Annotated in this window: 20 protein-coding genes; 7 read left to right on the top strand and 13 right to left on the bottom strand. The window is 64.5% G+C overall.

The features are described 5' to 3' along the window. Window positions 1–115: 115 nt before the first annotated feature. Window positions 116–610: a DUF7931 domain-containing protein gene (locus BLT40_RS03025; protein WP_090351278.1), complete on the bottom strand. Its 495-nt coding sequence runs from the start codon at window positions 608–610 to the stop codon at window positions 116–118. Continuing rightward, window positions 607–1,809: a cupin domain-containing protein gene (locus tag BLT40_RS03030; protein ID WP_079521116.1), complete on the bottom strand. Its 1,203-nt coding sequence runs from the start codon at window positions 1,807–1,809 to the stop codon at window positions 607–609. Before BLT40_RS03030 ends, BLT40_RS03025 begins: the two co-directional genes overlap by 4 nt. Window positions 1,810–1,991: 182 nt before the next feature. On the opposite strand from BLT40_RS03030, the gene BLT40_RS03035 reads away from it, so the two are divergent. Then, window positions 1,992–2,174: a hypothetical protein gene (locus BLT40_RS03035; RefSeq protein ID WP_090351280.1), complete on the top strand. Its 183-nt coding sequence runs from the start codon at window positions 1,992–1,994 to the stop codon at window positions 2,172–2,174. A gap of 415 nt (window positions 2,175–2,589) precedes the next feature. On the opposite strand, the gene BLT40_RS03040 is transcribed toward BLT40_RS03035, so the two are convergent. Then, window positions 2,590–3,033 carry a lysozyme inhibitor LprI family protein gene (locus BLT40_RS03040; protein ID WP_090351283.1) on the bottom strand — a complete coding sequence of 148 codons (444 nt, stop codon included), beginning with the start codon at window positions 3,031–3,033 and terminating at the stop codon, window positions 2,590–2,592. A 144-nt stretch (window positions 3,034–3,177) separates the two neighbouring features. Continuing rightward, window positions 3,178–4,545 carry an adenylosuccinate lyase gene (gene purB / locus BLT40_RS03045; protein WP_090351285.1) on the bottom strand — a complete coding sequence of 456 codons (1,368 nt, stop codon included), beginning with the start codon at window positions 4,543–4,545 and terminating at the stop codon, window positions 3,178–3,180. Between the two features lie 203 nt (window positions 4,546–4,748). Between purB and BLT40_RS03050 the strand changes: the two genes are divergently transcribed. Further along, window positions 4,749–6,146, top strand: coding sequence for a class II fumarate hydratase (locus BLT40_RS03050; RefSeq protein ID WP_036112327.1), 1,398 nt, complete (start codon window positions 4,749–4,751; stop codon window positions 6,144–6,146). A gap of 405 nt (window positions 6,147–6,551) precedes the next feature. Further along, window positions 6,552–8,666, top strand: coding sequence for a TonB-dependent receptor family protein (locus tag BLT40_RS03055; protein ID WP_090351288.1), 2,115 nt, complete (start codon window positions 6,552–6,554; stop codon window positions 8,664–8,666). Between the two features lie 37 nt (window positions 8,667–8,703). On the opposite strand, the gene BLT40_RS03060 is transcribed toward BLT40_RS03055, so the two are convergent. From BLT40_RS03060 to BLT40_RS03090, 7 genes are all read right to left on the bottom strand, one after another. Beyond that, window positions 8,704–12,144: a patatin-like phospholipase family protein gene (locus BLT40_RS03060; RefSeq protein ID WP_090351289.1), complete on the bottom strand. Its 3,441-nt coding sequence runs from the start codon at window positions 12,142–12,144 to the stop codon at window positions 8,704–8,706. A 218-nt stretch (window positions 12,145–12,362) separates the two neighbouring features. Beyond that, a complete protein-coding gene (locus tag BLT40_RS03065; protein WP_036112336.1) occupies window positions 12,363–13,325 on the bottom strand; it encodes a hypothetical protein in 963 nt (320 codons plus the stop codon). Further along, window positions 13,322–14,179, bottom strand: a complete 858-nt coding sequence (locus BLT40_RS03070; RefSeq protein WP_090351292.1) for an ABC transporter ATP-binding protein — start codon at window positions 14,177–14,179, stop codon at window positions 13,322–13,324. The genes BLT40_RS03065 and BLT40_RS03070 overlap by 4 nt, the downstream gene beginning before the upstream one ends. Next, window positions 14,176–14,550, bottom strand: a complete 375-nt coding sequence (locus BLT40_RS03075; protein ID WP_036112341.1) for a GntR family transcriptional regulator — start codon at window positions 14,548–14,550, stop codon at window positions 14,176–14,178. Before BLT40_RS03075 ends, BLT40_RS03070 begins: the two co-directional genes overlap by 4 nt. 5 nt (window positions 14,551–14,555) lie before the next feature. Further along, entirely contained in the window at window positions 14,556–14,891 is a 336-nt protein-coding gene (locus BLT40_RS03080) for a hypothetical protein (RefSeq protein WP_079520952.1), read from the bottom strand. Window positions 14,892–14,940: 49 nt separating this feature from the next. Next, a complete protein-coding gene (locus BLT40_RS03085; RefSeq protein ID WP_079520951.1) occupies window positions 14,941–15,123 on the bottom strand; it encodes a hypothetical protein in 183 nt (60 codons plus the stop codon). Window positions 15,124–15,398: 275 nt separating this feature from the next. Beyond that, window positions 15,399–17,666, bottom strand: coding sequence for a TonB-dependent receptor (locus BLT40_RS03090; protein WP_255363918.1), 2,268 nt, complete (start codon window positions 17,664–17,666; stop codon window positions 15,399–15,401). Window positions 17,667–18,013: 347 nt separating this feature from the next. On the opposite strand from BLT40_RS03090, the gene BLT40_RS03095 reads away from it, so the two are divergent. Continuing rightward, on the top strand, window positions 18,014–19,405 hold the full coding sequence (locus tag BLT40_RS03095; RefSeq protein ID WP_197062471.1) for a porin: 1,392 nt from the start codon (window positions 18,014–18,016) through the stop codon (window positions 19,403–19,405). A 143-nt stretch (window positions 19,406–19,548) separates the two neighbouring features. Here BLT40_RS03095 and BLT40_RS03100 read toward each other — a convergent pair whose 3' ends face one another. After that, window positions 19,549–21,291 (bottom strand): M28 family metallopeptidase, encoded by a 1,743-nt coding sequence (locus BLT40_RS03100; RefSeq protein ID WP_090351294.1) that lies wholly within the window; start codon window positions 21,289–21,291, stop codon window positions 19,549–19,551. 115 nt (window positions 21,292–21,406) lie between these two features. On the opposite strand from BLT40_RS03100, the gene BLT40_RS03105 reads away from it, so the two are divergent. From BLT40_RS03105 to BLT40_RS03115, 3 genes are all read left to right on the top strand, one after another. After that, on the top strand, window positions 21,407–22,783 hold the full coding sequence (locus tag BLT40_RS03105; protein ID WP_090351297.1) for an Hsp70 family protein: 1,377 nt from the start codon (window positions 21,407–21,409) through the stop codon (window positions 22,781–22,783). A gap of 201 nt (window positions 22,784–22,984) precedes the next feature. Then, entirely contained in the window at window positions 22,985–23,965 is a 981-nt protein-coding gene (locus BLT40_RS03110) for a helix-turn-helix domain-containing protein (protein ID WP_079520947.1), read from the top strand. 74 nt (window positions 23,966–24,039) lie between these two features. Then, a complete protein-coding gene (locus BLT40_RS03115) occupies window positions 24,040–25,011 on the top strand; it encodes an LD-carboxypeptidase (protein WP_255363919.1) in 972 nt (323 codons plus the stop codon). On the opposite strand, the gene BLT40_RS03120 is transcribed toward BLT40_RS03115, so the two are convergent. Continuing rightward, complete coding sequence (locus tag BLT40_RS03120; RefSeq protein WP_036112357.1) at window positions 25,012–25,353, bottom strand: hypothetical protein; 342 nt, start codon at window positions 25,351–25,353, stop codon at window positions 25,012–25,014. Window positions 25,354–25,451 lie beyond the last annotated feature (98 nt).

The raw sequence follows: 25,451 nt of genomic DNA on the forward strand, positions 1-25,451 counted from the left end.
CGAAAAGGACGGGCTGCCGCTGGCCGCACGAGGGCGTGCCGCGGCATAAGAATCCGTTAAGTATAGCTCCGTGCTGCGGCATCACGCCAACTTGAATCGACGTTTCTCATGCCAGCTAGATCCCAAGTGGTCTTATTTGCCACGCGGGCTCGGCCCGCTCCCAGACTTCCTCGAAATAGGCCATCAGGCGAGAGGTCTCACCGGGTGCGTCGAGGTCGCCGCGTGCCTCGAAGCGACTCGCGACGGGTCGGAACAGGTAGCCACTTGTCGTATCGCAGATGAACGCCGATGCGTAGCCCACGTGGATTTCATCGGTCGGCACACGGATGGAGACGGCCGTGGGGAGGCGCTGGGCGAGCGCGATCAGCCGGTGACCCTCGCGGTGCGCCTGCTCGGCATCATGGGTGAGGATACGGACCTGCGCCTGCCGCCCGCTGGTGGCCAGGCGGCGAAGCTCCGTGAGGATCGTCTCATGGTCCAGCATGCCGACGTCCATGCGCGGCAGGTAGATCGCGGCCCGGTAGCGGGCCTGGGTCAGCAGGCGGACATGCGCGATCTCGAGACCGGCACGGTCTTCGACGATCAGCGCGGTGTCCGCCGCGCCGCTCACCGGGAGCGACCCTTGCGAACGACCAGCGCGCCGTCGTTGACCAGAGCCAGCAGAACCTCCCGTTCGGCAGCCGAGGGTGCGCGCTGCAGGCGTACGTCCCGCTCGGTGGCCAGTCGCTCGGCCAGGTCGGCCGGGCAGGCATAGGCACTGCCGCTGACATAGAGGGTGGCGTCCTTCTTGCCACGCACCCACGCAAGCCGCGCGTAGGGGTGACGGATCAGGCCCGAGCCACCGGCCAGTGCCTTGTCCAGCGCGGCGACGGTGGTCGCCTTCGGGGGCGCGGCCGGGGACTGGGCATTGCGGTAGCGGGTGATGAAGCGCCCGAACCAGTCGGCCAGCAGGTCACGATCGAGCGCGGCGGCGAAGGGCAGGGCCTGACGCAGGCGGTTGAGCGCAGCCGTGTCGATCTCGCCGATGCGCTTGACCGGGGTCAGGTCGGCATCGGTGTAACGAAGCTCGTCGGGCATGCGTTCGGCGAGGAAGTCCGCCAGGTCGCCGGTCAGCTCGGCCTGCGAGGGCGCGCGCATGCCGACCGACAACGTCATGCAATTGCCCAGGGCGACGCCGTCGTGCGGCACGCCTGGCGGAAGGTAAAGCATGTCGCCGGGTTCGAGCAGCCACTCGTGGGTCGGCAGGAATTCCTTCAGCTGCTTCAGTTCGACGTCGTTGCGGAAGTCGAGCGGTGCGTCCGGGTCGTCGCTGATCGCCCAGTGGCGCTGACCGATGCCCTGGATGAGGAAGACGTCGTACTGGTCGACGTGCGCGCCGACGCCGCCGCCGTCCTCGGCATAGGACACCATGACATCGTCCACGCGCCAGCTGGGCAGAAACGCAAAGTGCTCGAGCAGGCCCGCCACGTCGGCATCCCACTTGTCGACATCCTGGACCAGCAGGGTCCAGTCGCGCTTGGGCGTCTTGCCGAATTCGGCTTCCTCGAAGGGGCCGCTCCTGACCGTCCAGCGGTCACGCTTTTCGTCATGAACGATGAGGCGGGCGAGCACCCCCTCTTCGCAGGCGAGGCCGGCAAGGTCGTTGGGCTCGATGGGCGCTTCGAAGTCCGGGAAGGCGTTACGGATCAGCAGCGGACGCTTCTGCCAGTAATCGCGCAGAAACTGCGCGGCACTCATGCCAAGCGGCTGGCTGGCGCTGCCGCGCACTTCGATCGGGAGGGGCTTACGGGTGGGGGTCTGGATGGCCATGCCGGCATTGTAGCCGCGCAGCCCGCCTCCGCGCTGCGTCACCGCCCAGCCGGAGCCTGCGTCGCAGGAGCGCGCCCTGCGCGCGAAAAGCCAGAACACCGCTTCCTGCGCTTCATCCCGCATTGATTGACGCACGCGTACGTTACGTCCAAGGCAATAAGCCGCGATCGAAAGAGGCTCTGATGAAACGTCCGCTGCTTATCGCACTGGTTCTGCTTTCCGCTTTCTCCCTGAGCGGCTGCATCATTCGCGACCATCGCCACGGTGGCTACGGAGACCGCGGTGGTCCGGGTTACCACGACGATCGTGATCGTCATTGCGATGATCGCGACCATCGCTGCGATGACGATCACTCGCGTCATTAACATCCGCCAAGGTTCCTATCTGAGTCCCGGGCCGACAATCGATGTTCGCCGTAAATCGGCTTTTCCCCGCCTCTTACCGATGCCTTGCTACGTTGCAACTAGCCTGGTCGGTTGTGCACGACTTGCAGGGTGAGATTGCCATTTGAAGGTGTGCTCAGCTCGTTTAGCTGTGACTGTAGCGCGGTGACCCCCGCGCCGTGCGATCCGACGCGAAGCACGGCGGATACAGGCGTCGAATGCACGGCAGATGTACCGCCAATGACATGCAGCGCTTCCCTGACGTCGTCATCGGCACCTTGGCTGGAAGGGTCGAAGTTTCGATCCGCGACCTTTTGCTCAGCACGCCGCAGTGCGTCGCCTCGCCCGTATTCATTAAGCGCACGCTGGTACGCGCTGGCTATGTCGGCTGCTTTCACTAATAGCCGATGCCGAAAAGATAATGCTCAAGCGTGTTAGCCTGCAGGCAATACCGGAAGAGTTCCGATTCCGCTACGTCTAAATCGTTGATCTGGCTGGATGCGCCGATACTCGTCTGCGCGATGATCGACTTGTTGTTGAAATCAAGCCATGCCCGTTCCGCGGCTCGAAGACTGGCTTTCGACTTCTCGTCGATATGAGCCATTAGCGAGTTGTATGCCTTGTTGAGGCGAACGTCTTGGGCCTTCTTTTCGACGTCGATGCAGTCGCTGAGCTTGTCCTTGTCGGATCCTGCTTTGCCAATGCACGAATAGAAAGCGTCGGAAATTCCCCTGGGGGCCTTGAGCCGAATTGATTGAGCGGTGCTCACATCCTCGGCATGCGTCTGAAGCGATGCCGCGAGCACTGCCATGGCGGCGAAGCCACTAAACTTGCCTCTCATTCACGCTCCTTAGTTTGAAGGCCCACGGCGCAGTGCAGTCACGCTACCGTAGCCAGCCGCTGTGGTCCATCGAACAATTCTGAAAAGCTGACCGAAAAAAGCCCGGCTACGCCGGGCTTGTCGTTTTGCTTCTTGCTACTTGAGTCAGATCGCCTTGGCCAGCTTGTCCGCCAGTCCGATGTAGCTGGCCGGCGTCAGCTCAGCCAGCGCCTGCTTCGCGTCGGCGGGCAGGTCGAGGCCAGCGATAAACGCGCGCATCGACTCCTTCGTAATCCCCTGGCCGCGGGTCAGTGCCTTGAGCTGCTCGTACGGCTCGGGCAGGCCAAAGCGGCGCATGACCGTCTGCACGGCTTCCGCCAGCACTTCCCAGCTGTTGTCGAGGTCGGCGGAGACGCGTTCGGCGTTGACGTTGAGCTTGCCCAGACCCTTGAGCAGCGACTCGATGGCGACCAGCGAGTGACCATAGGCCGTGCCCAGCGCGCGAAGTACGGTGGAGTCGGTGAGGTCGCGCTGCCAGCGGCTGATCGGGAGCTTCTCGGCGAAGTGGCCGAGCAGGGCGTTGGCGAGACCGAAGTTACCTTCGGCGTTCTCGAAGTCGATGGGGTTGACCTTGTGCGGCATCGTGGACGAGCCGACTTCACCCGCCTTCAGTGCCTGGCGGAAGTATCCCAGCGAGATGTAACCCCAGATGTCACGCGCGAGATCGATCAGGATGATGTTGATCCGGCGCAGCACGTCGGCGAACTCGGCGATGCCGTCGTGCGGTTCGATCTGCGTGGTGTACGGATTGAAGGTGAGGCCCAGACCGTCGACGAAGTGGGAGGCAAGACCCGGCCAGTCCACCGCGGGGTACGCGATGACGTGCGCGTTGTAGTTGCCGACCGCGCCGTTGATCTTGCCCGGGATCTCGATCGCGACCAGCTGCTTGCGCTGGCGCTCGAGACGCGCCACGACGTTGGCGATTTCCTTGCCCATGGTGCTGGGCGAGGCGGTCTGGCCGTGCGTGCGCGACAGCAGCGACAGGCCGGCGTGTTCGTGAGCCAGTGCGCGGAGTTTCGCGATGACCTGATCCAGCGCCGGCAGCAGCACCGACTCACGGGCGTCGCGCAGCATCAGCGAGTAGGCGAGGTTGTTGATGTCTTCGCTGGTGCAGGCGAAGTGCACGAACTCCTTGGCCTGGGCGAGGGAGGGATCGTTGCCGATCTTCTCCTTGATCAGATACTCGACCGCCTTGACGTCGTGGTTGGTGGTCGCCTCGATCGCTTTGATCCGCTCGCCGTCTTCGATGGAGAAGTCGTCGGCGATGGCGAGCAGGGTCTTCACCGCGTCGGCCGGAAAGGCCGGCAGCTCGATGATGCCCGGATGCGAGGCCAGGGCCAGCAGCCAGTGGATTTCCACATGTACGCGGCGATGCATGAGGCCGAATTCGCTGAAGATCGGGCGCAGCGGCTCGACCTTGGAGGCGTAGCGGCCGTCCAGCGGCGAGAGGGCGGTCAGCGTGGCGTGGGACATGGGGTGTTCCTGAGGCTTGGCGGGAGCAGCCGGAGATTATAACCCGGCGGGGTGGTGGGGTCCGGTTACCGCGAACGGCCAGGAGGCGGGCTCCCGCCAGAACGGGCCTCTACCACTTAGCGGCGGCCCGACGGGAGCCAGACGGCTGGCGATGGGTGCTTGCGAGGCTTAATGTAAGGGAATCCCCCCCAGGAGCTTCCCGCATGACAAGGTTCCGCACCGAACGTGACAGCATGGGTGAGTTGAAGGTCCCCGCCAAAGCCCTCTACGGGGCCCAGACCCAGCGCGCGGTGGACAATTTCCCTGTCTCCGGCCTCACCCTGCCGCGCGAGTTCATCCGCGCACTGGGCCTGATCAAATCGGCCGCCGCCGAGGCCAACGTCAAACTTGGCCACCTCGACAAAGCGTCCGCCAAGGCCATCCGCGCCGCCGCCGAGCGCGTGGCAGCCGGTGAGGTCGACGAGCACTTTCCGATCGACGTGTTCCAGACCGGCTCGGGCACCAGCTCGAACATGAATGCCAACGAGGTGATCGCACACCTGGCCGAGGCGGCAGGGAGCCCGGTTCACCCGAACGATCACGTCAACGCGGGGCAGAGCTCCAACGATGTCATTCCGACGGCCATCCTGGTCAGCGCGACGCTGGCGACCAGCGAGAAGCTGCTGCCCGCGCTGAAGCATCTGCGCAAGGTCATCGACGGCCGGGCGAAGGAACTGAGGAAAGTGGTAAAGACCGGTCGCACGCATCTGATGGATGCGATGCCGATCACCTTCGGTCAGGAGCTTTCGGGGTGGTCGGCGCAGATCGGCGATGCCGCCGAGCGCATTACCGATACGCTGAAGCGCACGCGTCGTCTGCCGCAGGGCGGCAGCGCGGTGGGCACGGGCATCAACGCCGATCCGAAGTTCGGCCCGGCCGTGGCGACGGAGCTGTCGAAGCTGACGGGGCTAAAATTCGAGTCCTCGGAAAACTACTTTGCCGGCATGGCGGCACAGGACGCACCGGTCGAACTGTCGGGCCAGCTGCGCACGCTCGCCGTCGCGGTGATGAAGATCGCCAACGACCTGCGCTGGATGAATTCCGGTCCGTTGGCCGGCCTGGGTGAAATCGAGCTGCCGGCGTTGCAACCGGGTTCGTCGATCATGCCGGGCAAGGTCAATCCGGTGATCCCCGAGGCAGCCGCGATGGTCGCCGCTCAGGTCATAGGCAACGACGCGACCATCGCGATCGCGGGTCAGTCGGGCAACTTCCAGCTCAACGTCATGCTGCCCGTCATCGCCTACAACCTGCTGCAGTCGATCGAGATCCTGGCCAACGTGACGACGCTGCTCGCCGACAAGGCGATCGCCGGCTTCAAGGTCAACCAGGAGCACATCCGCGAAGCCCTGGACAAGAATCCGATCCTGGTTACCGCACTCAATCCCGTGATCGGTTACGAGAAGGGCGCCGCGACCGCCAAGCAGGCTTACAAGGAAAAGCGTCCCATTATGGATGTGGCGCTCGAAACCACGGGGCTCAGCAAAGCCGAGCTGGCCAAGCTGCTCGATCCGGCGGCACTGACCAAGGGCGGGATCCACGGCGGCGGTGGCGGAGGCGGTTGACCCGCCAGGTCAGCCCAAGGAAATCAAGGTAGGAGCGCGCCCTGCGCGCGATAGGCGTCAGACGACGCCGGATCGCGCGCAGTGCGCGCTCCTACACGTGGGTCTGGCACGGTAGATCGCCACCTCTCCCGACGACGCGACTGCATCGCTCATTCCCGCCTCGCACGTGCGAGCGCCACCCCTTGTTATCGATAATAATTCGCATTATCGTTCGCCGTGGTCGCTTCACCATCGATGCGACAGGACGCAATGAGGCGTCAGACCGGCATTCCGAATTCGCTCCCGGCTCCGGGTTGCCCGTGGCCCTCTTCGGGGAAAACCGCGGGTTGCTCCAGGCTGCCTTACGCAACCGCGTCGCCGGGCTGCGCGACGTCCGACTTCTCTCTTCTCCAACGGAAACGCTACATGAAGGACCGCATCCGCCAGCGCCAGATCGTTTTCGCCCTGGCCCTCGCGCTCGCCGCGCAAGCCGCGGCGGCGCAGGACACCACGCAGGACACGGCGACGGACAAGACACGCAAGCTCGACCCGGTCGTGGTGACAGGCAGCGTGCTGGGCGCGTCGCGCGTGGAAGACGTCAGGACGTATGCGGGCAGCCGCCAGGTCATCGACCACGAAGCGCTGTCGACAGGTGCGAACCGGTCTCTTGACGATGCCTTGCAGCGCGTGCCCGGTGTGAAGATCTTCGACGAGACCGGTACCGGCGTACTGCCCCAGATCGCTCTGCGTGGTCTCTATGAAAGCCGCAGCGGTCGTGTTCAGGCGCTGCTCGATGGCATTCCGCTCTCGCTTGCGCCCTACGGACAGACCAGCCTCTCGCTGTTCCCGGTCACCATGAACCAGATCGACCGCATCGACATCGTGCGTGGCGGCGCGGCGGTGCAGTACGGCCCGAACAACGTCGGTGGCGTGATCAACTTCGTCAGCAAGCCTATCCCGGAGCGCTGGACGACGACCGTCGGCGAGAAGATCACCGCTTACGGCCGTGGCCAGATGCTCCGCGACACGTCGGTATCGACAGGTGGCTACCTCACGCCGAACTTCGGCATGCAGCTCGACGCCGATTACCTCAAAGGCGAATACTTTCGCGGACACAGCGGCACCGACGTGAAAAACGTACGTCTGCGGACCGAATGGTGGATCGCGGACGACAAGGTAGTGAAGGCCGATGTGCAGCGCTACGTGGCGCGCATGGATATGGCCGGTGCACTGTCTGTCGCCGATTACCTTGACGACCCGCGGCAGGCCACACGTCCGCTCGATCGCTTCCATGGCACCACCACGCGTGCCTCGCTGACGTATGAGCAGGATCTGGGTGCCTGGTGGGCCTTCGACAGCTCGAAGTTCAGCTGGACCAACTTCAGCGCGGACAGCGAGCGCAACTTCATCGTGGGCATGCGTCGTCTCGCCACCGAGACCTGGCGCCCCGATCTGCCGCCGCAGTTGCTGCAGAGTGCACCGCGCGGCTTCAAGGTCTACGGCACGCAACCCCAGTTCAGCCTGCACGTGGATGGACCGGTGACCCAGCAGATCACCGTGGGCGCCCGTGCCGTCCACGAGAATATCGATTTTCTCGTGGGCAACACGGGCCTGGATAACGGCGTCTACACGCTGGTCCGCGACTGGCAGTTCCGCGACCGCGCCTGGGCGGGTTACCTCAGCGACGCCATCGGCTTCGCGGACGATCGCTTCACCGTGACCCCGGGTGTGCGTTACGAGCACCTCGACGCGACCTATCTCAATCGCGCCAACGGTGTGTCGTTCACCAACAACGTGCGCAACTGGCTGCCCGGCCTGACCGTGGGCTTCAAGGCATCGGAGCGCTGGTACGTCTACGCGGATGCGCAGCGCTCCCTGCGCGCGCCGCAGGTGACCCAGATCGTGTTCGGCGATAACCTCGATTCCGAACTCGCATGGAATTACGAGCTCGGTGCGCGGTTCAACCCATCCGCGCGCACGGCGATCCACGCCGACGTCTACCGGATCGACTTCGATAAGCAGATCCAGCTCGACAACACCACGCGTACCTACGGCAATATCGGCAAGACCGTGCATCAGGGCCTCGAGGCGGATGTCGCCTGGTCGCCTGAAGTGCTGGACGGTCTGAAGCTCACCGCAGGCTATGCCTACCTCGACGCCGAGCAGAAATCCGGTCTGTACGAAGGCCTTCGTGTGCCATACACCTCGCGTAACCAGGTCAATCTCGGCGCTTCGTATACACGGGGTCATACAACGGTCGCGTTGTCCGGCTATTACTTCAGCAGCGCGTACACCGACGCGGCCAATACGCGCACGGAGAACGCCATCGCCTCGGTCGGTCAGCTTCCTTCCTACGCCGTATGGAACGCGCAGTGGACGCAGGTGCTGATGACGCGTGGCACGTCGTTGCTGACGGGATCGCTCGCAGTAAACAACCTTTTTGACAAGCAGTACTGGTACAGGGGAATCGATACCAGCCCGTGGGGCCGCCAGCCAGCTCCGAGTCGCAGTGTGACTGTCGGGCTGGAGCTGTCCTTCTGACGCTCGACGTTTCGACGACCGGCCAGCTTCGCATGGGTCACCGAGCGGCCAGCGGCCGCGGCACCCACAGTTCGAGAACATTCGCGCTACCCGTGCCGATCGGCAGCGGCACGGCGCGCGCGGGATTGTGCGCGAGCGAAGGCATGGTCGCGTTCGCCCAGTTCACCAGTGCAGTGGCGCAGTCCTTACCATCGGGTGCATAGAGGAGGGTGGGCGTCTTCCATTCGAACGGGCCGTGGCGACCGTCACGTCTGGCCGTCTCGGTGACGTTCTCGACGCCCGCCGCCACGATGCCGAGCTGGCGCACCGCCGCGAGTTCGCGCAGCACGATCACGCGCTGGCTTTCCTCGTAGATCTGCGTATAGAGCATGAAAGGCTGGCGTGCGCTGCCGCAGGCCTTGATCGCCGCGTCGCGGGGTCCGACCGCCGACGGGGCGGCCGACGGCGCAGGCGCGGGCGGTGGCGGCGCGCTCCCAACCGTGCCGGTGACGGCACTCGTCGATTGTGCGGAGGCTGCCCCGGGCGTCGAGGCTTGCGTCGCCGGCGGCGTGCGGGCGAGCACGTCGGCAGCGCGTCGGGCCTGCAACACCGCATCTCGCTCTGCGTCACGCCAGGCCTGATAGTCGTCCATGGCCCGGTCCCAGTCGCCTTTCGACGCCATCCCGTCGGCGCTCAGGGCGAACGCCTGGCGGCTGCACTGGGTCGAGAGCCCGGCATCCGATGTGCGGAGGCATATAGGCTGCAGCAGGTCGCTGACATCCTGAAAGACGCGCTTCTGTTCGTCCGATAAGGTCAGGCCACCGATCACCGCGGTGAGCATGTTGACCTGCGCGTCCATCTCGCTGTCGAATTCGCCGCCCTTGACTGTGGGCGTGGACAGGTAATCGATGAGCAGACGGGTATCGCTGTTGAGCTGGCGGGCCAGATTCGCGCTTTCCGCTTGCAGGGACAGGCGTTGCTGCGAATGGGCGTCCCACGCCTGCCATCCGGCGAGCAGGGCGGTCAGCAGGGCGCCCACACCGATGCCGGTACCGACGGTGGTGGCCAGTCGCTGTCCACGGGTCATTGGCGTCGCCGCCGGAGAGAGCGTGGCGCAGTTCGCGCCGAGGACCGGTGTGCTCCATGCCCAGTCGCCGGCGTGGCGCAGCATGGCGGCATCGACCGGCGCGCCAAGCAGCGCACCGAGTTCGCAATAACTCTCCCACTGGGCTTCGCTGTAGAACAGGTTGGTCGTACTTTGCTGGGGGAAGCTGCTGTCGCTGCCGGCGTAGCCGGCGACGTCCAGCGGCAGGTCGGTGGGGAGGCGTGGTTTGACCACCAGCAGCGTTCCACGCGTGCCATCGACATAGGTGATGCGGGCCAGCATCAGGTGGGCGTCGCCCGGTGCGGCTTCGAGGGTGTTCGGCGAGCCGAACAACGCCGCCAGCGGGCCGGCCGCTGGCGCCAGCTGGTCGGGATCCACGAACGCGATCGTTGCGTCGTAGTCGATGCGCGCCTTGCGCACCAGATTCTCGACATCCGCAAAGCGGAAATCGGGATCGGCGCCACAGTCGGCCAGCACGATGAGCGAGAGGCGTCGTTTGAGCAGCGCGTAGACGCCGGTGTTGTCGAACTGGCCACCGTCGGACAGATACCAGTCACGGCTGCGCAGGCCGGGAAAGCGCGCGAACATCTCGGCCAGCATCGCGCGGTATTTGGCGAACCATGCTCGCCCGCGTACGTAACCGACCGTGAGGTTGGCCTGCCAGTAGCCGAGGCGGAGGCCGCTCAGAAAGGACATCGCCGCCGTGCCAGGCCGGGTCAATGATCCCATGCCCGAGCCCACGGCCGCGCCCGAAATAGCGATCCATTCGGCCAGTGTGGTGTGCTCGAGAAACACCTCCGATCCGGCCACGGGCCCGTGGGTTCCTGTTTCCACACCGAGCGCGCTCACGGTCAGGCTGACGCCTTTGCGATCCGCGTTATAGGTACTCGTGCGGTCGTCCACCGTCTGATTGATGCAACAGTTGACCAGATGAATGGGGCCGCCGAAGCGATGCGGCGTGTAGCTTGTCATTCCAGGGTCGTCGCCATCCAGCAGCCGGGTGACCTTGGTCACTTCTTCGGTGAGTTCGCGCGTGTTGTCCACGAGCGGGCTGGCCGGGAATCGCGGGCTGGGCGCCCCGTCGCTCGCGACATTGCCGACGGAAACATACGCCCGTGCGATGCGCGAACGGTAGAAGTAGTGCAGCGACGATCGATTGAGCTGTTGCAGGGCCCGTCCGTTGAGCAGGATGTAGATGGCGCTGACGATCGCCACCCATGCCCACCGCGCATACGCATTGCGCAGGAGGATGCTGAGTGGATCATCCTTCGCAGGAAAGATCAGCGTCTGGAAAATCGTCATCCAGAACAGCGTGAGGGCGAGCGTCAGGGCGATACCCAGCACGTTCGCCACGACACCCCACGAGATCTTCACCATGCCGCCTTTACCGCCGTCTTGCAGCATGGGCATGAGGTAGCGCGCGAGGCTCATTAGCAGCGTGGTGATTCCGACGCCGGCGGCGACGTGACCCGTCGCGTTCCCGCTCAGTGCCGCGACGAGCCAGACCTTCAGGTACCAGCTGAGCATGTCGAATGCGCCGAGGGCGAAGACCGCGGCAAGCGCCCTCAGGCACATCGCCAGCGCCGTCGTGTAGCGCACGCGGTTGGCTTCTTCCTTTCTTCGCAGGCCACTGACCCGTGCGCAGAGCCATGCGAGTGGCGCGGGTAGCAGGAGGAAGGCCGCGGTGCCCAGCAAAATCTGGTCGAACGAGGCCGGAGCGGATCCGCCTTGAGCCGTGTAGGCCCAGTGTCCGAGGTAGATGCCCACGCCGGCGGCGATCAGAGCGGTCGCTACCCCGCTACCCGTTTCCTTCCCGAGGAACCAGTACCCGTAGCAAGCCGTAAGCACACCAGCCAGCGGAACGGGTAAAAGCCACCACCAGAGGCTGACGGCCAGGGGTATGTTTTGTGTGAGGGGGACGAACCACGAATAGGCGAGGTGAGGAAGGGTGACCGCGCAGGCGACCAGCATCATCAGCACCAGGACCTCCGCCTGCGTGGCGAGAAAGCCGCGAAGCTGGCTGGAGAACGCCTGCAGCAGGTCGCGAGCCCCGGCTGGTGCGAGAAAGCGACCGTTGTTGCGTAGCCACCACAGGAACAACGACCGGTCATTGGCGACACCGGCTTCCACCGAGGCGGCGTCGCCATGGGCACCGGCATGAAACAATCGGCCCAGTGCCGATCCGATGTAGCCGCCGCCCGAGACGGTGGACAGATAGTCGAAACGGTGCAGCACCTTGTTACGCGCCAGCGCACGCAGCAGACCCAGGCAGAACGTCGCGCTGCGAATGCCGCCGCCCGACAACGCCAGTCCGATGACGGGCTCGCCGCTTGCCACCCCGGCTTCGGAGCGCCGGCGGGCCAGCGCCTCGCTTTCAGTTTCCACTGCCGTCATATCCGAATCCCGTGGCTGGGTCGATACGATGCGGCGGTCCCCACGCCGGGCGCTTCGTTACGTTGTTGTAGCGTCAGCGCGGATGGCTCGCAACCCGCCATCCAGCGTATTCCCGTGCGCTGGCGCACGAATCGGAAAGCGCCTCGTACCTGGGCGGCGGTCAGCAGCGGCGCCTGAAAGCAAACGGCCCCCGAAGGGGCCGCTGCCTGGTGCATGGATCAGCTGTCGTCGCGCCATCGGCGGAACCAGATGGCACCGGCGATCATCGCCACACCCGCCGCGGCTCCGATCCAGAGCGAGGGGCTGGCCAGCGCGCTGTAGTGGTAGGCCAGATCCAGGCTTTCGAGCAGGTCGGCCGGATTGTCGTGACCGGGGACGATCATGGGGGACGCATTGCCGACCCATCCACCGGGAGCCAGGCTGCCCAGCAGGCGGCCCACGATATTCTTCCAGAACCAGCCACTTTCCAGACCCGCCAGGCCCATCAGGCCGAACCAGCTGACGATCACGCCGGCACCGAGGGGCAGGGCGATCGCCCAGAGGAACGGCTTGCCACGAGCCCAGGCGGAGCAGAGCAGCAGCCAGCCGATGGTGGGCAGCGCCCAGATCGCATACAGCGGGATCAGCAGCACCAGCTTCAGCACGACCTGAATCGGGTGAGCCTCCATCAGCAGGCGCCAGATGCCCAGGCCATGCAGGGACCCGACCACCGCCAGCACCATCGCCAGGCAAAGACCCACGACCACGCCGACCACGATGGAAATGACCGGGGCGACCAGCGCGGCACTCGCCACCTTCGACAGCACGGTGGACGTATCGGACAGCGGCAGCGACTTCCAGAACAGGATGCTGCGGTCGCGTCGGTCGTCGTACAGCGCGCCAAGGCAGTAGAAGAAAATCACGATGGCGGTGACCGCGAGCACGATGCCAGCCACGGCGTACAACATGATGTCGACGGCCGCACCCGCATTGCGTAGCTGCTCGGCGTCCATGCCGCCCTGGAAGTGCATCTGGTCGAACTTGAAGCCGCCCCACTTGCTGCTGCGGCCGAACACTTCGCCCACGGCGATGCCCATGGTGTTGAGCACGAGGAAAACGATGCCGGTGATCACCGGGGCCCAGAAAAACCCGCCCTTGTGCTCCCAGAATTCGCGCTTGACCATCCAGTAGAAGGTTTTCATGCGTAAGTGCCCTTCATGGTGGCGACGAAGAGGTCGCCGATCGACGGACGTCGTACCTCGCCCAGCTCTTCCAGCTTCAGCCGGTTGACGTTGTCGAAGAGGAAGATGCTCTTGCCGAACACCTGGCGTTCATCCAGGGGTTGCAGGGCGCGTGCGGCGGGAGCGTGTTCGGCGCCGACCAGAACTTCAGCGAAGCGCTCGCCCAGGCTGTCCATGTCCGTATCGAGCACGATCTTGCCGTCGCGGATGAACATCAGGTCGGTGAGGATGTGTTCGATTTCCTCGACCTGGTGGGTAGTCACCAGGATGGTTTTCTCTTCGTCGAAGTAGTCTTCCAGAAGGCTCTGGTAGAACTGCTTGCGATAGAGGATGTCTAGGCCCAGTGTCGGCTCGTCCAGGACCAGCAGCTTCGCGTCGATCGACATCACCAGTGCGAGGTGCAGCTGGACGATCATGCCCTTGGACAGCTGCTTCACCTTCTGTCCCGGCTGCAGTTTGGTGCGGGCCAGGAAGGCGTCGCACTTCTTGCGGTCGAACCGGGGGTGCGTATTGGCGACGAAGTTCACCGCGTCACCCACCTTGAGCCAGCGCGGCAGCACCGCGACGTCAGCGATGAAGCAGACCTGTTCCATCAGCTTGCCGCGATCCTTGCGGGGGTCGAGGCCGAGCACGTTGAGCTCGCCGTCGAAGGTGGTCAGGCCAAGGATCGCCTTGAGCGCCGTGGTCTTGCCGGCGCCGTTCGGGCCGATCAGGCCGACGATGCGGCCCGAACCGATCTGGAAGGAGGCGCCATCCAGCGCCAGGGACGACTTGAAGCGCTTGGTCAGGCCGGTGGCGGTAACGACCGCGGTCATGACGGATCCTCTGTGGAGCCATGGGCTTCACGCATCAGGGTTTTCAGGTCGAGGCCCATGCGCTGGAGGCGGGCGAACAGCGCCGGCCACTCTTCGCGCAGGAAGCGCTCTCTCTCACTTTTAAGCAGCGCGTCGCGCGCTCCGTCAATCACGAACATGCCAAGACCCCTCCGTTTCTCAACCAGTTGTTCGTCGACCAGCTCCTGATACGCCTTCGAAACGGTCAGCGGGTTGATCTGAAAATCCCCCGCGACCTGGCGTACCGACGGCAGCGGGTCGCCCTCACTCAAGGCGCCGTCCAGAATCATCGCCACCACGCGTTCGCGCAGCTGGCGGTAGATCGGGACGCTGTCGTTCCAGGTGATGGACATGTAGTTCAATCCTTCGCCGTGCGGCGCAGTGCATTTCCAAACGAATAGTAGGGCATGGCCAGCTGCGCGCCGATAAGGGCGGCGGCGCGATCCTCCGCGCCGCGCTTGAGCGCGGCGGCGGCCGAATCGAGGCTGGCTTCGCTACCCAGAGCCGCTTCGCGCACATCGGCGGCGGTGGGGCGGACTTCCAGGGCGGGCAGGTCGACGACGCGAACGCCGTTGACGAAATGGGGTGCCGCAATCATGGCGGCAGCACGGTCATCGAAGGAGCGCAGGGCGAACACGCTGGTTCCGGCGATGAGTACAGAGGCGGTCAGTGCGATGAGATTCGGCGCTTTCATGGGACGACTCCGATGACGTGCTGCGGGCTTTGCCGTGCAGGTGTTGAGGTTAGAGGGCGGCGACGGTGGCGCCGGTGTCGGCGTAAACGACGACGGGGGCCATGTTCGTGACCTTGGTGCCGTTGATCACAGCCAGCGGCGCGGCGGTCGTCGACGTGCTGCTGAAGACGGCGAGGCTGGCGACGGCGATGGCGAAGGAAGCGGCGAGGGCGATGTAGTTCGGGGATTTCATGACGTATGCTCCTGTGGTGCTGTGGGTGACCGGTGTTGTAGTGAACTATAACACCAGATTTTCAGTCGTCAACGGAAATTTCGTTAATTTCCATATGACTTATGGCCTAGGCCGAATGGCCGTGCCGCGCTGTGCTGGTGCGGTGCGTCGGCAGGCACCCCTTCTGATGCGGGGTTTTCCCAAAAGGTTTAGCGGGAGCCCTGCTCGCGTTTCCCATACGAAAACGGCCGGCTCCAAAAGAGCCGGCCGTCAGGCGAACGATGCCGCCCGAAGCCTTACAGCTCCGCGCGGAACTCCACACCGATAATCCGCGGGTCGTTGACGAACGCCGTACGGTTATTGAAGTCGATGCCGCCGGTGATCACCTTCTTGTTGGTGATGTTGCGGCCGTAGAACGCGACTTCGCGCTTGCCGAAGTCCCAGTTGTAACCGACACGGATGCCGCCTTCCAGGAACGGCTTGCTCTTGAACTCCGCCGAGTCGTACAGGAAGAAGTTCACTTCGCTGCGGTAGTTCCAGTCGGTGTAGACGAAGAACTCGCCGCTCTCGCCGTACGGGATGCCATAGCGCGCGGTCCAGGTGCCGATCCACTTCGGGGCATTGGGCAGCGTGTTGCCGTTGATCAGCGCATTGCCCGACAGGTTGAGCGGGTCGAGCACGGTGCAGCCGCCGCCGCAGGGTGCGATGGCGAGATCGCGGTCCTTCAGTTCGGTGTGGTTATAGCTGCCGCCGGCGGTCATGTAGAACTGCGGGGTCAGGTAAGCCTCGAGATCGAACTCGGCACCGTAGCCTTCGGTTTTTTTCGCATTGATCAGCTGCGTGACGTTGGTCGCGCCGCCGACGGCCGTCAGCTGCTGGTTGTGCATGTTGTACTTGTAGACGTCCGCGTTGAAGCGCAGCTTCTGGTCGTCCGTGGTCGACTTGAAGCCCACTTCGTACGAGGTGATCGTCTCCGGCTTGGCCGTCGAGATGCTGTTGGCGAAGTTGATCCGGCCCTGCACGCTGGGCGCACGGAAACCGTTGGCCACGCGAGCATAAACGTTGGCGTTCTTCGACAGCTGCCACGTCCCGGTCAGGTCGCCGCTCCAGCGCGCATCGGTGGGATCGGAGGTCAGCGGACCCACCGGGCCCGTGAAGCCGAGGAAGCGCTCCGCCTTGAACTCACGCTTGTCGTGCGACCAGCGCGCACCGGCGCGTAGGTCGAACGTATCGGTGAAGTTGAAGTCCGCCGAGCCGAACACCGCCCAGGCCTTCGTGCGCTGGCTCTGATCCACCCAGCCGTTGAGCACGTGGTTGTTGAGCGTGTCGTACGAGAAGTTGCTGATCGCGATGTCTTCGTCGAAGTAGTACGTGCCGACCTGCCATTTCAGTCGATCAGATGCGTCGTTCGACAGGCGGAATTCCTGAGTGATCTGGCGGTCCTTCGGCAGGGCGTCGGCCGTTTCCGAGAAGAACGGCGTGGTGCGGTTCGTGAAGCTGCTCCGGGCCGGGGTTTCGGAGGCGTCGTAGCCGCCGTCGACGTCGCCGAGGCTGTAGGTGGTCGCGCGCTCGAGGCCTGTGATCGACGCGAAGTTGAGGTCGCCGAAGTGCCAGTTCAGGTGCAGGTTGCTGCCCCAGGTAAACAGGTGCTGCTTGTTGTTGCCGTCCTGCGAGACGGAGTCGCGATCGAAGCCGGGCACGAACTGATCGCCGCCGGGGGTGATCGCGTTGGCGCGGTTGACCATCGCGCTGCCGTCGAGCCAGCGGGCATGGACGTTGATCAGGGCGTCGAAATCTTCGGTCGCCTTGTAAAGTGCCTGCAGGCGGACCGCGCGATCGTTGTAACCGCCGAGGTCGTCCTTCTTGCCCTTGTAGTCGTTGTCGATCCAGCCGTCCCGATGCTGCGCGAGTGCGGAGACGCGGCCCGACCAGCTGGAGCTGAGCTTGCCGCCGAGAGCGGCTTCGGCATTGGCCGTGCCGTAGGAGCCATAAGACACTCGGGCGTAGCCTTCGGTTTCCTGCGTCGGCTTGCGCGACTCGAACTTGATCACGCCAGCCGGCGAGTTACGGCCGAACAGGGTGCCCTGCGGGCCGCGCAGTACTTCGACCTGCTCCAGATCGAACAGCGGGAAACCCTTGAGAATCGGGTTTTCCTGGACGATGTCGTCGTAAACCATCGACACCGGCTGCGACGCGTTGAGGTCGAAGTCGCTGTTGCCCAGACCGCGAATATAGAAGCGCGGGAACTCGCGACCGTAAGAAGTCTCGGCATAGACGCTCGGCGCGCGCGAAGCGAGCTGCAGCACGCCGTCACCGGCCTGGCCGAACGACTCGAGTTTTTCGGCCGTGACCACCGTCATCGAGATGGGCACCTTCTGCAGGTCTTCGGTGCGCTTTTCGGCGGTGACGTTGATCGTCTCGAGTGTGGCCGACTTGGTTTTGCCGGGGGCCTGGCTGGTGGGCGTGGCGTCCTGGGCGAAGCTCGAACCGGCCGCAAGGACGGTGGCGATACTCAGGGCAATGGCGAGGCGACGCGGCATGCGGCGCGTGCTGGCATGGGACATGGTGTTGGTTTCCGCCTGGGTGGGGGTACTTGGGTGGGAAAACGAGCCTCGCCAACGTACGAACCGTTCGTACGGTGCCAAATCCCCTGGCGGGGCCCGAACCCGCAAATTATCCCCTGTGACGCTGTCATGACGAAAGCGTTGCATTGCAAAAACTTACTGCCGCGTCACGAAATCGCGGGCTGTCACGGAAGTGAAACGAGGGCTCGATACCTTGCGCCCCGTCCGACCCCTTGTCGGTGTTTATAACCATTAAACGTCATGATCGACGACGTTTGAGGTTTTTCTCAATACTTTCGGAGCACGCTGGTATGAAGAGACTTCCCCTTGCCGCCGCCTTCTGGACCATGTGCGGAACCGCGGCCGCCGAGGGCGTGCCTCAGGCAGCCATCGAGTTGTATGTGGACTCGGAGACCCGCCAGATCTTTGCGGAACCCGGCCCGGGTCGCACGCGTCTGGGCAGGTTCGCCCAGGTCAGCGACAACCCGGCGCCTGCCGCCGTCACGGCGCCCGCTGTCGCGGACGCGGGGATCGCCGCTCCACGTGGAGCCGCGTCGGCGTCGGCAAGCGTGGCGAGTGCCGCAAAGCCGGCTTCGTCGTCGAAAGCCTGGTACGACAAGATCGGTATCCGCGGCTACGTGCAGATGCGCTACAACCAGGAGCTCGGCGATGACGCGAAGGACCTGAAGTCGCCCGGCGATCGCTACATCGGCCGCGAACAGGGCTTCGGCATCCGTCGGGCCCGTGTGGTGATCAGCGGCGATGTCACCGACAAGATGTCGATCTACATCCAGCCGGACCTCGCCAGCACGCCGTCGGGCTCGAGCACGGGCAACTTCGCTCAGTTGCGCGATGCCTACGCGGACCTCTGGCTGGACAAGGACAAGACCTTCCGCATCCGCGCAGGCCAGTCGAAGATTCCGTACGGCTGGGAAGACCTGCAGTCGAGCCAGAATCGTCTGGCGCTGGATCGCGCGGACGCGCTCAACTCCGGCGTGCGCGACGAGCGTGACCTGGGCGTGTTCTTCTACTGGACGCCGAAGGAGATCAAGGAGCGCTACGCGTACCTGGTCAAGTCAGGACTCAAGGGCTCCGGCGATTACGGTGTCTTCGGTATCGGCGTCTATAACGGGCAGGGCGCCAACCGACCGGATCGCAACGACCAGCTGCACTCGGTCATCCACTTCTCGTATCCGTTCAAGTTCGCCAACGGGCAGTTCCTCGAAGTGGGCGCGGATGCGTATTCGGGTCGCTACAAGGTGAGCACCGCGTCGGCGACGATCGATGGCCGCACGTTCACGCCGGTGGTCGACGCGTCCGAAGCAGGCTCGACGGATCGTCGCGTCGCCGCGCACGTCGTGTATTACCCGCAGCCGTTCGGTTTTCAGGCGGAGTGGACGGTGGGCAAGGGGCCGGAACTCGATGTGGCCAGCCGCACCGTCCGCACGAAGTCCTTGCGGGGCGGCTATGCGCAGGTGATGTACAAGTTCGATGGCGATGCCTATGGATCGCTGATTCCCTATGCGAAATGGCAAACGTATCGCGGCGCGGCCAAGTTCGATAACAACGCGCCGAAGATGTCGGTGGACGAGACGGAGCTGGGCGTGGAGTGGCAGCCGTCGAGCGCCGTGGAACTGGCGGTGGCGTGGGCGAACATGCGCCGTACCGATGTGAGTGCGGCGCCGTACCGGCGGATCGACGGGCAGCTGCTGAGGGTGCAGCTGCAGGTTAATTACTGACGGTAGGAGCGCATGATTGTAGGAGCGCGCCTTGCGCGCGAGAAGCCGACGCACCGGTGAAGGGGTGCCGCTTTTTCGCTGCGTAGGCTTTTCGCGCGCAGGGCGCGCTCCTACCGCGCGGGGTAGGGCGCGCTCCTACCTTGTTATTTCTTTTTGGTACCCGCCGCCAGCGATTTTTCGCGTATCGCCTTGAACTCGCTGCCTTCCTTCCACTCCGGCCATACATCGCTGTCGGCCAGCTTTTCGCCAAGCGCGTAATACGCCTTGACGTTCTGGATCACGCCGTCGAAGTTCCAGCGCATGTCGTACACGTCGGTGGGCTGGTGGTAGTGATTCTTCGTGTAATCCTCGGCCGCCGCTTCACCCGCGGCCTTGCCGCCCTGAACCATGTCGATGCCACCACCGGCGGCCAGGGCGGGTACGCCGGCCTTGGCGAAGTTGAAGTGATCCGAGCGGAAGTAGTGGCCCTTCTCGGGCGTGGCGTCACCACTGACGACACGGCCATCGGCTTTCAGCACATCCGCGAAGATGTCTTCCAGCGTGCCCTGACCCAGGCCGGTCACTTCCATGTCCTTCGTGGCTCCCGTGACCGGCAGCGCGTCCATGTTGATGTCGGCGACCGTTTTCGCGAGTGGGAACGGTGGGTGGGCGACGTAGAACTGAGAGCCCAGCAGACCCGATTCCTCCATCGTCACCGCCGCGAACACGACGGTGCGCTTCGGCTTCTCCTGCGCGAACTTGCCGGCGATCTCGAGCATGGCGGCGATGCCGGTGCCGTTATCGACGGCGCCGTTGTAGATCTGGTGCCCCTTCAACGATGGATCGTGGCCAAGGTGATCCCAGTGCGCGGTGTAGACAACGGCCTCGTCGGGCTTCTCGCTGCCCTTGATCATGCCGATCACGTTGTTGCTGAGCGAATGCGAGATGGTGCTGTTGAGGTGGATGTTCGCCTTCGCGTCCAGTGGCACAGCCTTGAAACCGCGTACATCGGCCTGTTTGGCCAGGTCGTCGAAATTCTTGCCCGCCTTCGCGAACAGTCGTTGCGCGGCCTCATGCGTGAGCCAGCCGGCCACGGGCAGTCGGGGGCCCGGCGCCTCGCTCTCGGGCAGATCCAGACGCGGCATGGTCCAGCCACTCTGCACCACGTTCCAGCCGTAGGCGGCCGGCTCGGTCTGGTGGACGATGAACGCGGCGGCGGCACCCTGACGTGCGGCCTCTTCGAACTTGTATGTCCAGCGGCCGTAGTAGGTCATCTCGCGACCCTTGAAGAGCCTGGGGTCGTTGCCGTTCCAGCCCGGGTCGTTGACCAGGATGACCACGGTCTTGCCCTTAACGTCGACGCCGTCGAAGTCGTTCCACTGGGCCTCCGGCGCGTTGACGCCGTAGCCGACGAAAACCACGTCCGAATCTTTCAGCTCCACATCGGCCCTGGCCTGGAGCGTGCCCACGACCATGTCCTTGCCGAAGGCGAAGTCCTCCTGGGCGCCGCCCTCGGCGACATCGAGCTTCAGGGTGTCCTGGTCGTTCAACGCCGTGGAGACCGCGGGCACGGTCTGCAGCCAGTCGCCCTTGTTGCCGGGCTCGACGCCCATGCGCTTGAACTGCTCGACGATGTAGTTGGTGGTCAGGCGCTCGCCCAGCGTGCCCGGCTTGCGGCCGTCGTACTCGTCCGAGGATATCGTGCGCAGGTGAGACGCGAAGTCGCCGGCCGTGATCTCCGGGCTGAAATCGTGGTGTTCGTTTGCGACGGCGGGCAACGGCGGGGGCGGGGAGGTGGACACCCTGGCCGGGCCCGGCGCGGGTGCCGCGGCGGTCTTGTCTTCGTCGTGGGACTGGCAGGCCGCCAGGGTCAGGGCGGTCAGGCAGGCGAGAGCGAGTCGACGCATCGGCGGGCATACCCTTGTGGATGAGGTGGTCCCCGAGTGTAGCCGCATCGCCGGCCCTGTCGCCCGGCCTCAAGCATGGTCATAATGGACGGTTTTCCTGTCCGGAAACGCCTACATGCGCATCGGCATCGACTTCGGCACCAGCTACTCGGCCGCCGCCGCGGTCGTCGACGGCCAGCTCGAACTGGTCCGCTTCGGCGACGCCCAGCAATTTCGCACCGCCGTGTTCTTCCCCGAGGTCGTCCCGAATATCGACGACTTCGTGCTGACGCCGGCCCTCGAGGCCCAGGTGGACGCTTTCGTGCGCGCCTCGCGTGCGGATGAACGCCAGTCAGGGCGTACCCCTCGCCCGGAAGGCGATCTGCGCCGCGACGCGATCCGTGTGGTCCGCCGCCAGTGGATGGAGGAGCGGACCCGGGAGGCCTCGGCATCGGTGGCCAGCTTCCAGGACGCCCTGTTCGGCGAGGAGGCGGTCGAGGCCTACCTCGAAGAAGGCACAGGCAACCTGATCGAATCGCCCAAGTCGATGTTCGGCTATAAGCTGGATCCCCGTGTCCGCAAGACGATCGTCAGCATCGCGGCGCACATTCTCGAGCACGTCCGCCTGGTGGCGACCCGCCAGTTCGGCACCCCGGTACGGGCGGCCGTGATCGGTCGCCCCGTGGAATTCCGCAGTTCGATGGGCGCGGCGGGTGGCGAGCAGGCGCTCTCGATCCTGCGCGAGGCGGCGGGCATCGCCGGCTTCGACGAGGTCTCGTTTCTCGAGGAGCCCGCGGCGGCGGCCATGCATTACCACCTGTCCCTGCCGGAGCGGCAGAGGGCCATCATCGTCGACATCGGCGGCGGTACCACCGACGTGGCTTATGCCGAGCTGGGCGCGGGCGAGACGCCGGTCATGCATCGCAGTTGGGGCTTGCCGCGCGGGGGTACCGATCTGGATGTCGGCGTGAGCCTGCACAGCTTCATGCCTCTGTTCGGCAAGGACACCACCGGCGTTCCCGTGCACCACTTCGTCGAAGCGGCCAGCGTGCACAACCTGCCCAAGCAGCGCGAGTTCCGCAAACAGGACTACCGCTTCGTCGATGAGCCGTTCCGCTCGCGCCTGCAGGCACTGCAGGGCACGGGCTCGACGACGCGCCTGAACCAGTCGGCGGAGCGGGTAAAGATCGGGTTGTCGGCCAGCGACTCCACAACGGCCTCGCTGGACTTCATCGAGCCAGGCTTGGCGATCCATGCGGTGTCGGCGGATTTCGACGCGGCTTCCGAGGACTTCCTCGATCGCATGGCGCGTTTGCTGAGCGAGGCAAGTGCGGATCTGGACGAGGCGCCTCGCAGCGTTTTCCTGACCGGCGGCACCTCGCGTTCGCCACAGGTGCGCGCGCGGGTGGGCGCCAGCTTCCCCGGTGTGGCGGTGGTGCATGGGGACCCCTCGCTGGGCGTCGTCGCAGGACTGGCCCAGGCGGCACTTTTGCCAATTTCATCAAATGCTTGAGTGAACGTTAGGCCTATTCGGCAAATTCACACACCACTAGCATTTCTTGCCTTACATGAGTAGTTATACGGTCTGACGTCGTCTCACTCGAATGTGTGAGGGCGATTGGCTAGGGAGATGCTGCGGACAGGCAGAGTGCCTGTCCCCGGGACGGTGGGGGTGTAGACGTATGGCTACGATGAATCGCTGGGAGGACCGCACATGAATCGTCCTTCCGATGTACAGGGGCTCGAGGATTACGACCTGGTGACGCTGGGCGCCGCCCTGGGCGTATGCGACGTCGATCTTCTCACTCTGAGTCCGGCGCGACCTCGCGCCGCGCTGTCCTCGAAGTCTCATGACGGTGTCACCTATGTCACCGCGCACCTGGACTTCGACGTGCGCGGGACACTGACCGTTCCTGAAGATGCCTGCATGCTCGTATACCTGCACGAGGCAGGTGAACGAAGCTGGTGCCAGGGCATCAGCGTGGAATCGGAAATGGCGGTGACCCTGCTCAGGGGAACGCCGACAGATTTCATGTTCGAGCGAGGCACGCGCTTTACCCTGGTCGTGGCCCCGTACGCACGGTTCCGCTCCCGGTTCCTCGCGTCCGACCATGCCGACGTCGACATGGCGGCCCAGCGACTGCGTCTGTTTTCGGTCAACTCCGATCATCTCAAGCGGGCTTACAGGCAAATCGCCGACAGGCTGCGTGAGTCCGACGACCTGGCTTTCGGTCCGGTCGAGGATCTCCTCGACGAACACATCCGTGTCGCGCTCGGGTCGTCCCCGGAAGATCGCCCGGTGGCCTCGCGCGGGCGGCGTGCGCACTATCAGGTCATGCGGCGGGCGGAACGTTTCATGCGGGCCAACCTGCGCCGCGATATCTACTCGCAGGAGCTCTGTCAGGCGGCAGGGGCCAGTGAACGCGGCTTGCGCTACGCCTTCGACGACCTGCTCGGTATCCCGCCCAACCGCTACCTGGCGATGCTACGGCTGTGTACGGCCCATCGCAGTCTGGTTACCGCGGAGGCCGGCCGTCGTTCGGTCAAGTCGGTGGCATTGAGCTGCGGCATGTGGGACCTGTCTCGCTTCGCTGAGAAATACCGGAGCGTCTTTGGCGAGCAGCCACGCGAGACACTGACCCGAAGCGCACCGGCGGAAGACCTCACGGTTGCCGAGGAGTACGACGGCTGGTGACGGAGGGGTAAGCGTCGGACAGAGGCGGTCCGTCCAACTCCGGGTTGCCTTCCGGTCGGCGTAGGGGTATTGGTATGGGCGTCCATACTTTGCTTCATATGCCGAAACGACTCGATATACGGCTCATCGCACCCTCTGGTTATGCGGAAGACCGCGCTGCTGGTCAGCGCGGGATCGAACGTCTCCAGGCCGCAGGCCATACCATTCTGGGCACCGATGTGCTCGACCGCGTCTCGCTGCGTTTCGCCGGGAGCGATGCCGAGCGCGCGTCGGAGATCAATCGCCTGGCCGATGCGGGGCGGGCGCTCCCGGATATCGTGATGGCCACCTGTGGTGGCTACGGTGCCGTGCCGCTGCTGGATCGCCTCGACTACACCGGGTTGCGGGAGCGCTTCGCCGACGAGCAGTGCGCCTTCGTCGGCCACGGCGAGTTCACGGTGCTGCAGTGCGCCCTGCTGGCCTGTAGCGGAATCAGCTCGTTCCATGGGCCCATGCTCGTGCCGGACTTCGGCGCCGATTACCTGCGCGAGACCACCTGGCGGCAGTTCTGGCTCACGGTGCTCTCGCCGCGTACGGATTTCGAGTGGCTGTGCCCGGATACCCAGACCGACCTGCGCGCCAGCGGCACGTTATGGGGCGGTAACCTCTCGTCCCTGTGCAGCCTCACCGGTACGGCTTATCTGCCCGACATCGAGGGCGGCATCCTCTATATCGAGGAGAGCGGCGAACAGGCCTTTCGTATCGAGCGGATGCTCTACGAGCTGAAGCTGAGCGGCGTCATCGACCGGCAGTCGGCCATCTTGATCGGTGGCCTGGGCGGCCAACGCGTCAGCGAGTACGACAACGGCTACGACATGGAACACGCACTCGAGCGTTTCGCGGACATTGCCGAGACCCCGCTCGTACGCGGTCTGCATTTCGGCCATGGGCCGGACAAGGTCACGCTTCCCTTCGGCGCGCCTGCCGAACTGCGCATCGTCGACGGCAACGCGTTGCTCTCCGCCCGCGGATACCACTGCGCGGGCGGATCGCGCATGCCATCCTGATCACGCCAGCGCAGTGACCTGCGTGGCGCCGATGACACCGATGAAAACGATGGACAGCACCCAGAAGCGTGCCGGGTCGCGCCACACGCATACGCCCAGACACACCAGGCCAAGCACGCAGGAAACGATGCCCGCGGCGGTGAGTCCGACCGCGACGAGCGAGGGGTCGCCACCGCCGGATGCGATGAGCATCGGACGGAAGATGGCGTACCAGGCAAGGACGAGGCAGGCGCCTCCGACAATGCCTAGCAGCCAGTTGGCGGGGTGATTCTTCGGCAGCATGTTGATGCCGAGAAAAATGGCGAGAACAGCGACAGCGAAAACGACGAGCAACAAAGCCATGCGTTAACCCCTTTGTCATTGTCTTGGCCGGCGATCCCCACCGCCGGGCCGTTTCCCGAGCATGGCCCATCGAGCAGCCAAGGTCATGCTGCGGCGCG

The sequence above is a fragment of the Dyella sp. 333MFSha genome (assembly GCF_900102405.1).
Taxonomy (GTDB): Bacteria; Pseudomonadota; Gammaproteobacteria; order Xanthomonadales; family Rhodanobacteraceae; genus Luteibacter; species Luteibacter mycovicinus.

Excerpts from the sequence above, each read along its gene's own strand:
- BLT40_RS03030 (WP_079521116.1), bottom strand. The coding sequence starts at position 1,809 with ATGGCCATCCAGACCCCCACCCGTAAGCCCCTCCCGATCGAAGTGCGC.
- BLT40_RS03035 (WP_090351280.1), top strand. The coding sequence starts at position 1,992 with ATGAAACGTCCGCTGCTTATCGCACTGGTTCTGCTTTCCGCTTTCTCC.
- BLT40_RS03040 (WP_090351283.1), bottom strand. The coding sequence starts at position 3,033 with ATGAGAGGCAAGTTTAGTGGCTTCGCCGCCATGGCAGTGCTCGCGGCA.
- purB (WP_090351285.1), bottom strand. The coding sequence starts at position 4,545 with ATGTCCCACGCCACGCTGACCGCCCTCTCGCCGCTGGACGGCCGCTAC.
- BLT40_RS03050 (WP_036112327.1), top strand. The coding sequence starts at position 4,749 with ATGACAAGGTTCCGCACCGAACGTGACAGCATGGGTGAGTTGAAGGTC.
- BLT40_RS03055 (WP_090351288.1), top strand. The coding sequence starts at position 6,552 with ATGAAGGACCGCATCCGCCAGCGCCAGATCGTTTTCGCCCTGGCCCTC.
- BLT40_RS03060 (WP_090351289.1), bottom strand. The coding sequence starts at position 12,144 with ATGACGGCAGTGGAAACTGAAAGCGAGGCGCTGGCCCGCCGGCGCTCC.
- BLT40_RS03065 (WP_036112336.1), bottom strand. The coding sequence starts at position 13,325 with ATGAAAACCTTCTACTGGATGGTCAAGCGCGAATTCTGGGAGCACAAG.
- BLT40_RS03070 (WP_090351292.1), bottom strand. The coding sequence starts at position 14,179 with ATGACCGCGGTCGTTACCGCCACCGGCCTGACCAAGCGCTTCAAGTCG.
- BLT40_RS03075 (WP_036112341.1), bottom strand. The coding sequence starts at position 14,550 with ATGTCCATCACCTGGAACGACAGCGTCCCGATCTACCGCCAGCTGCGC.
- BLT40_RS03080 (WP_079520952.1), bottom strand. The coding sequence starts at position 14,891 with ATGAAAGCGCCGAATCTCATCGCACTGACCGCCTCTGTACTCATCGCC.
- BLT40_RS03085 (WP_079520951.1), bottom strand. The coding sequence starts at position 15,123 with ATGAAATCCCCGAACTACATCGCCCTCGCCGCTTCCTTCGCCATCGCC.
- BLT40_RS03090 (WP_255363918.1), bottom strand. The coding sequence starts at position 17,666 with ATGTCCCATGCCAGCACGCGCCGCATGCCGCGTCGCCTCGCCATTGCC.
- BLT40_RS03095 (WP_197062471.1), top strand. The coding sequence starts at position 18,014 with ATGTGCGGAACCGCGGCCGCCGAGGGCGTGCCTCAGGCAGCCATCGAG.
- BLT40_RS03100 (WP_090351294.1), bottom strand. The coding sequence starts at position 21,291 with ATGCGTCGACTCGCTCTCGCCTGCCTGACCGCCCTGACCCTGGCGGCC.
- BLT40_RS03105 (WP_090351297.1), top strand. The coding sequence starts at position 21,407 with ATGCGCATCGGCATCGACTTCGGCACCAGCTACTCGGCCGCCGCCGCG.
- BLT40_RS03110 (WP_079520947.1), top strand. The coding sequence starts at position 22,985 with ATGAATCGTCCTTCCGATGTACAGGGGCTCGAGGATTACGACCTGGTG.
- BLT40_RS03115 (WP_255363919.1), top strand. The coding sequence starts at position 24,040 with ATGGGCGTCCATACTTTGCTTCATATGCCGAAACGACTCGATATACGG.
- BLT40_RS03120 (WP_036112357.1), bottom strand. The coding sequence starts at position 25,353 with ATGGCTTTGTTGCTCGTCGTTTTCGCTGTCGCTGTTCTCGCCATTTTT.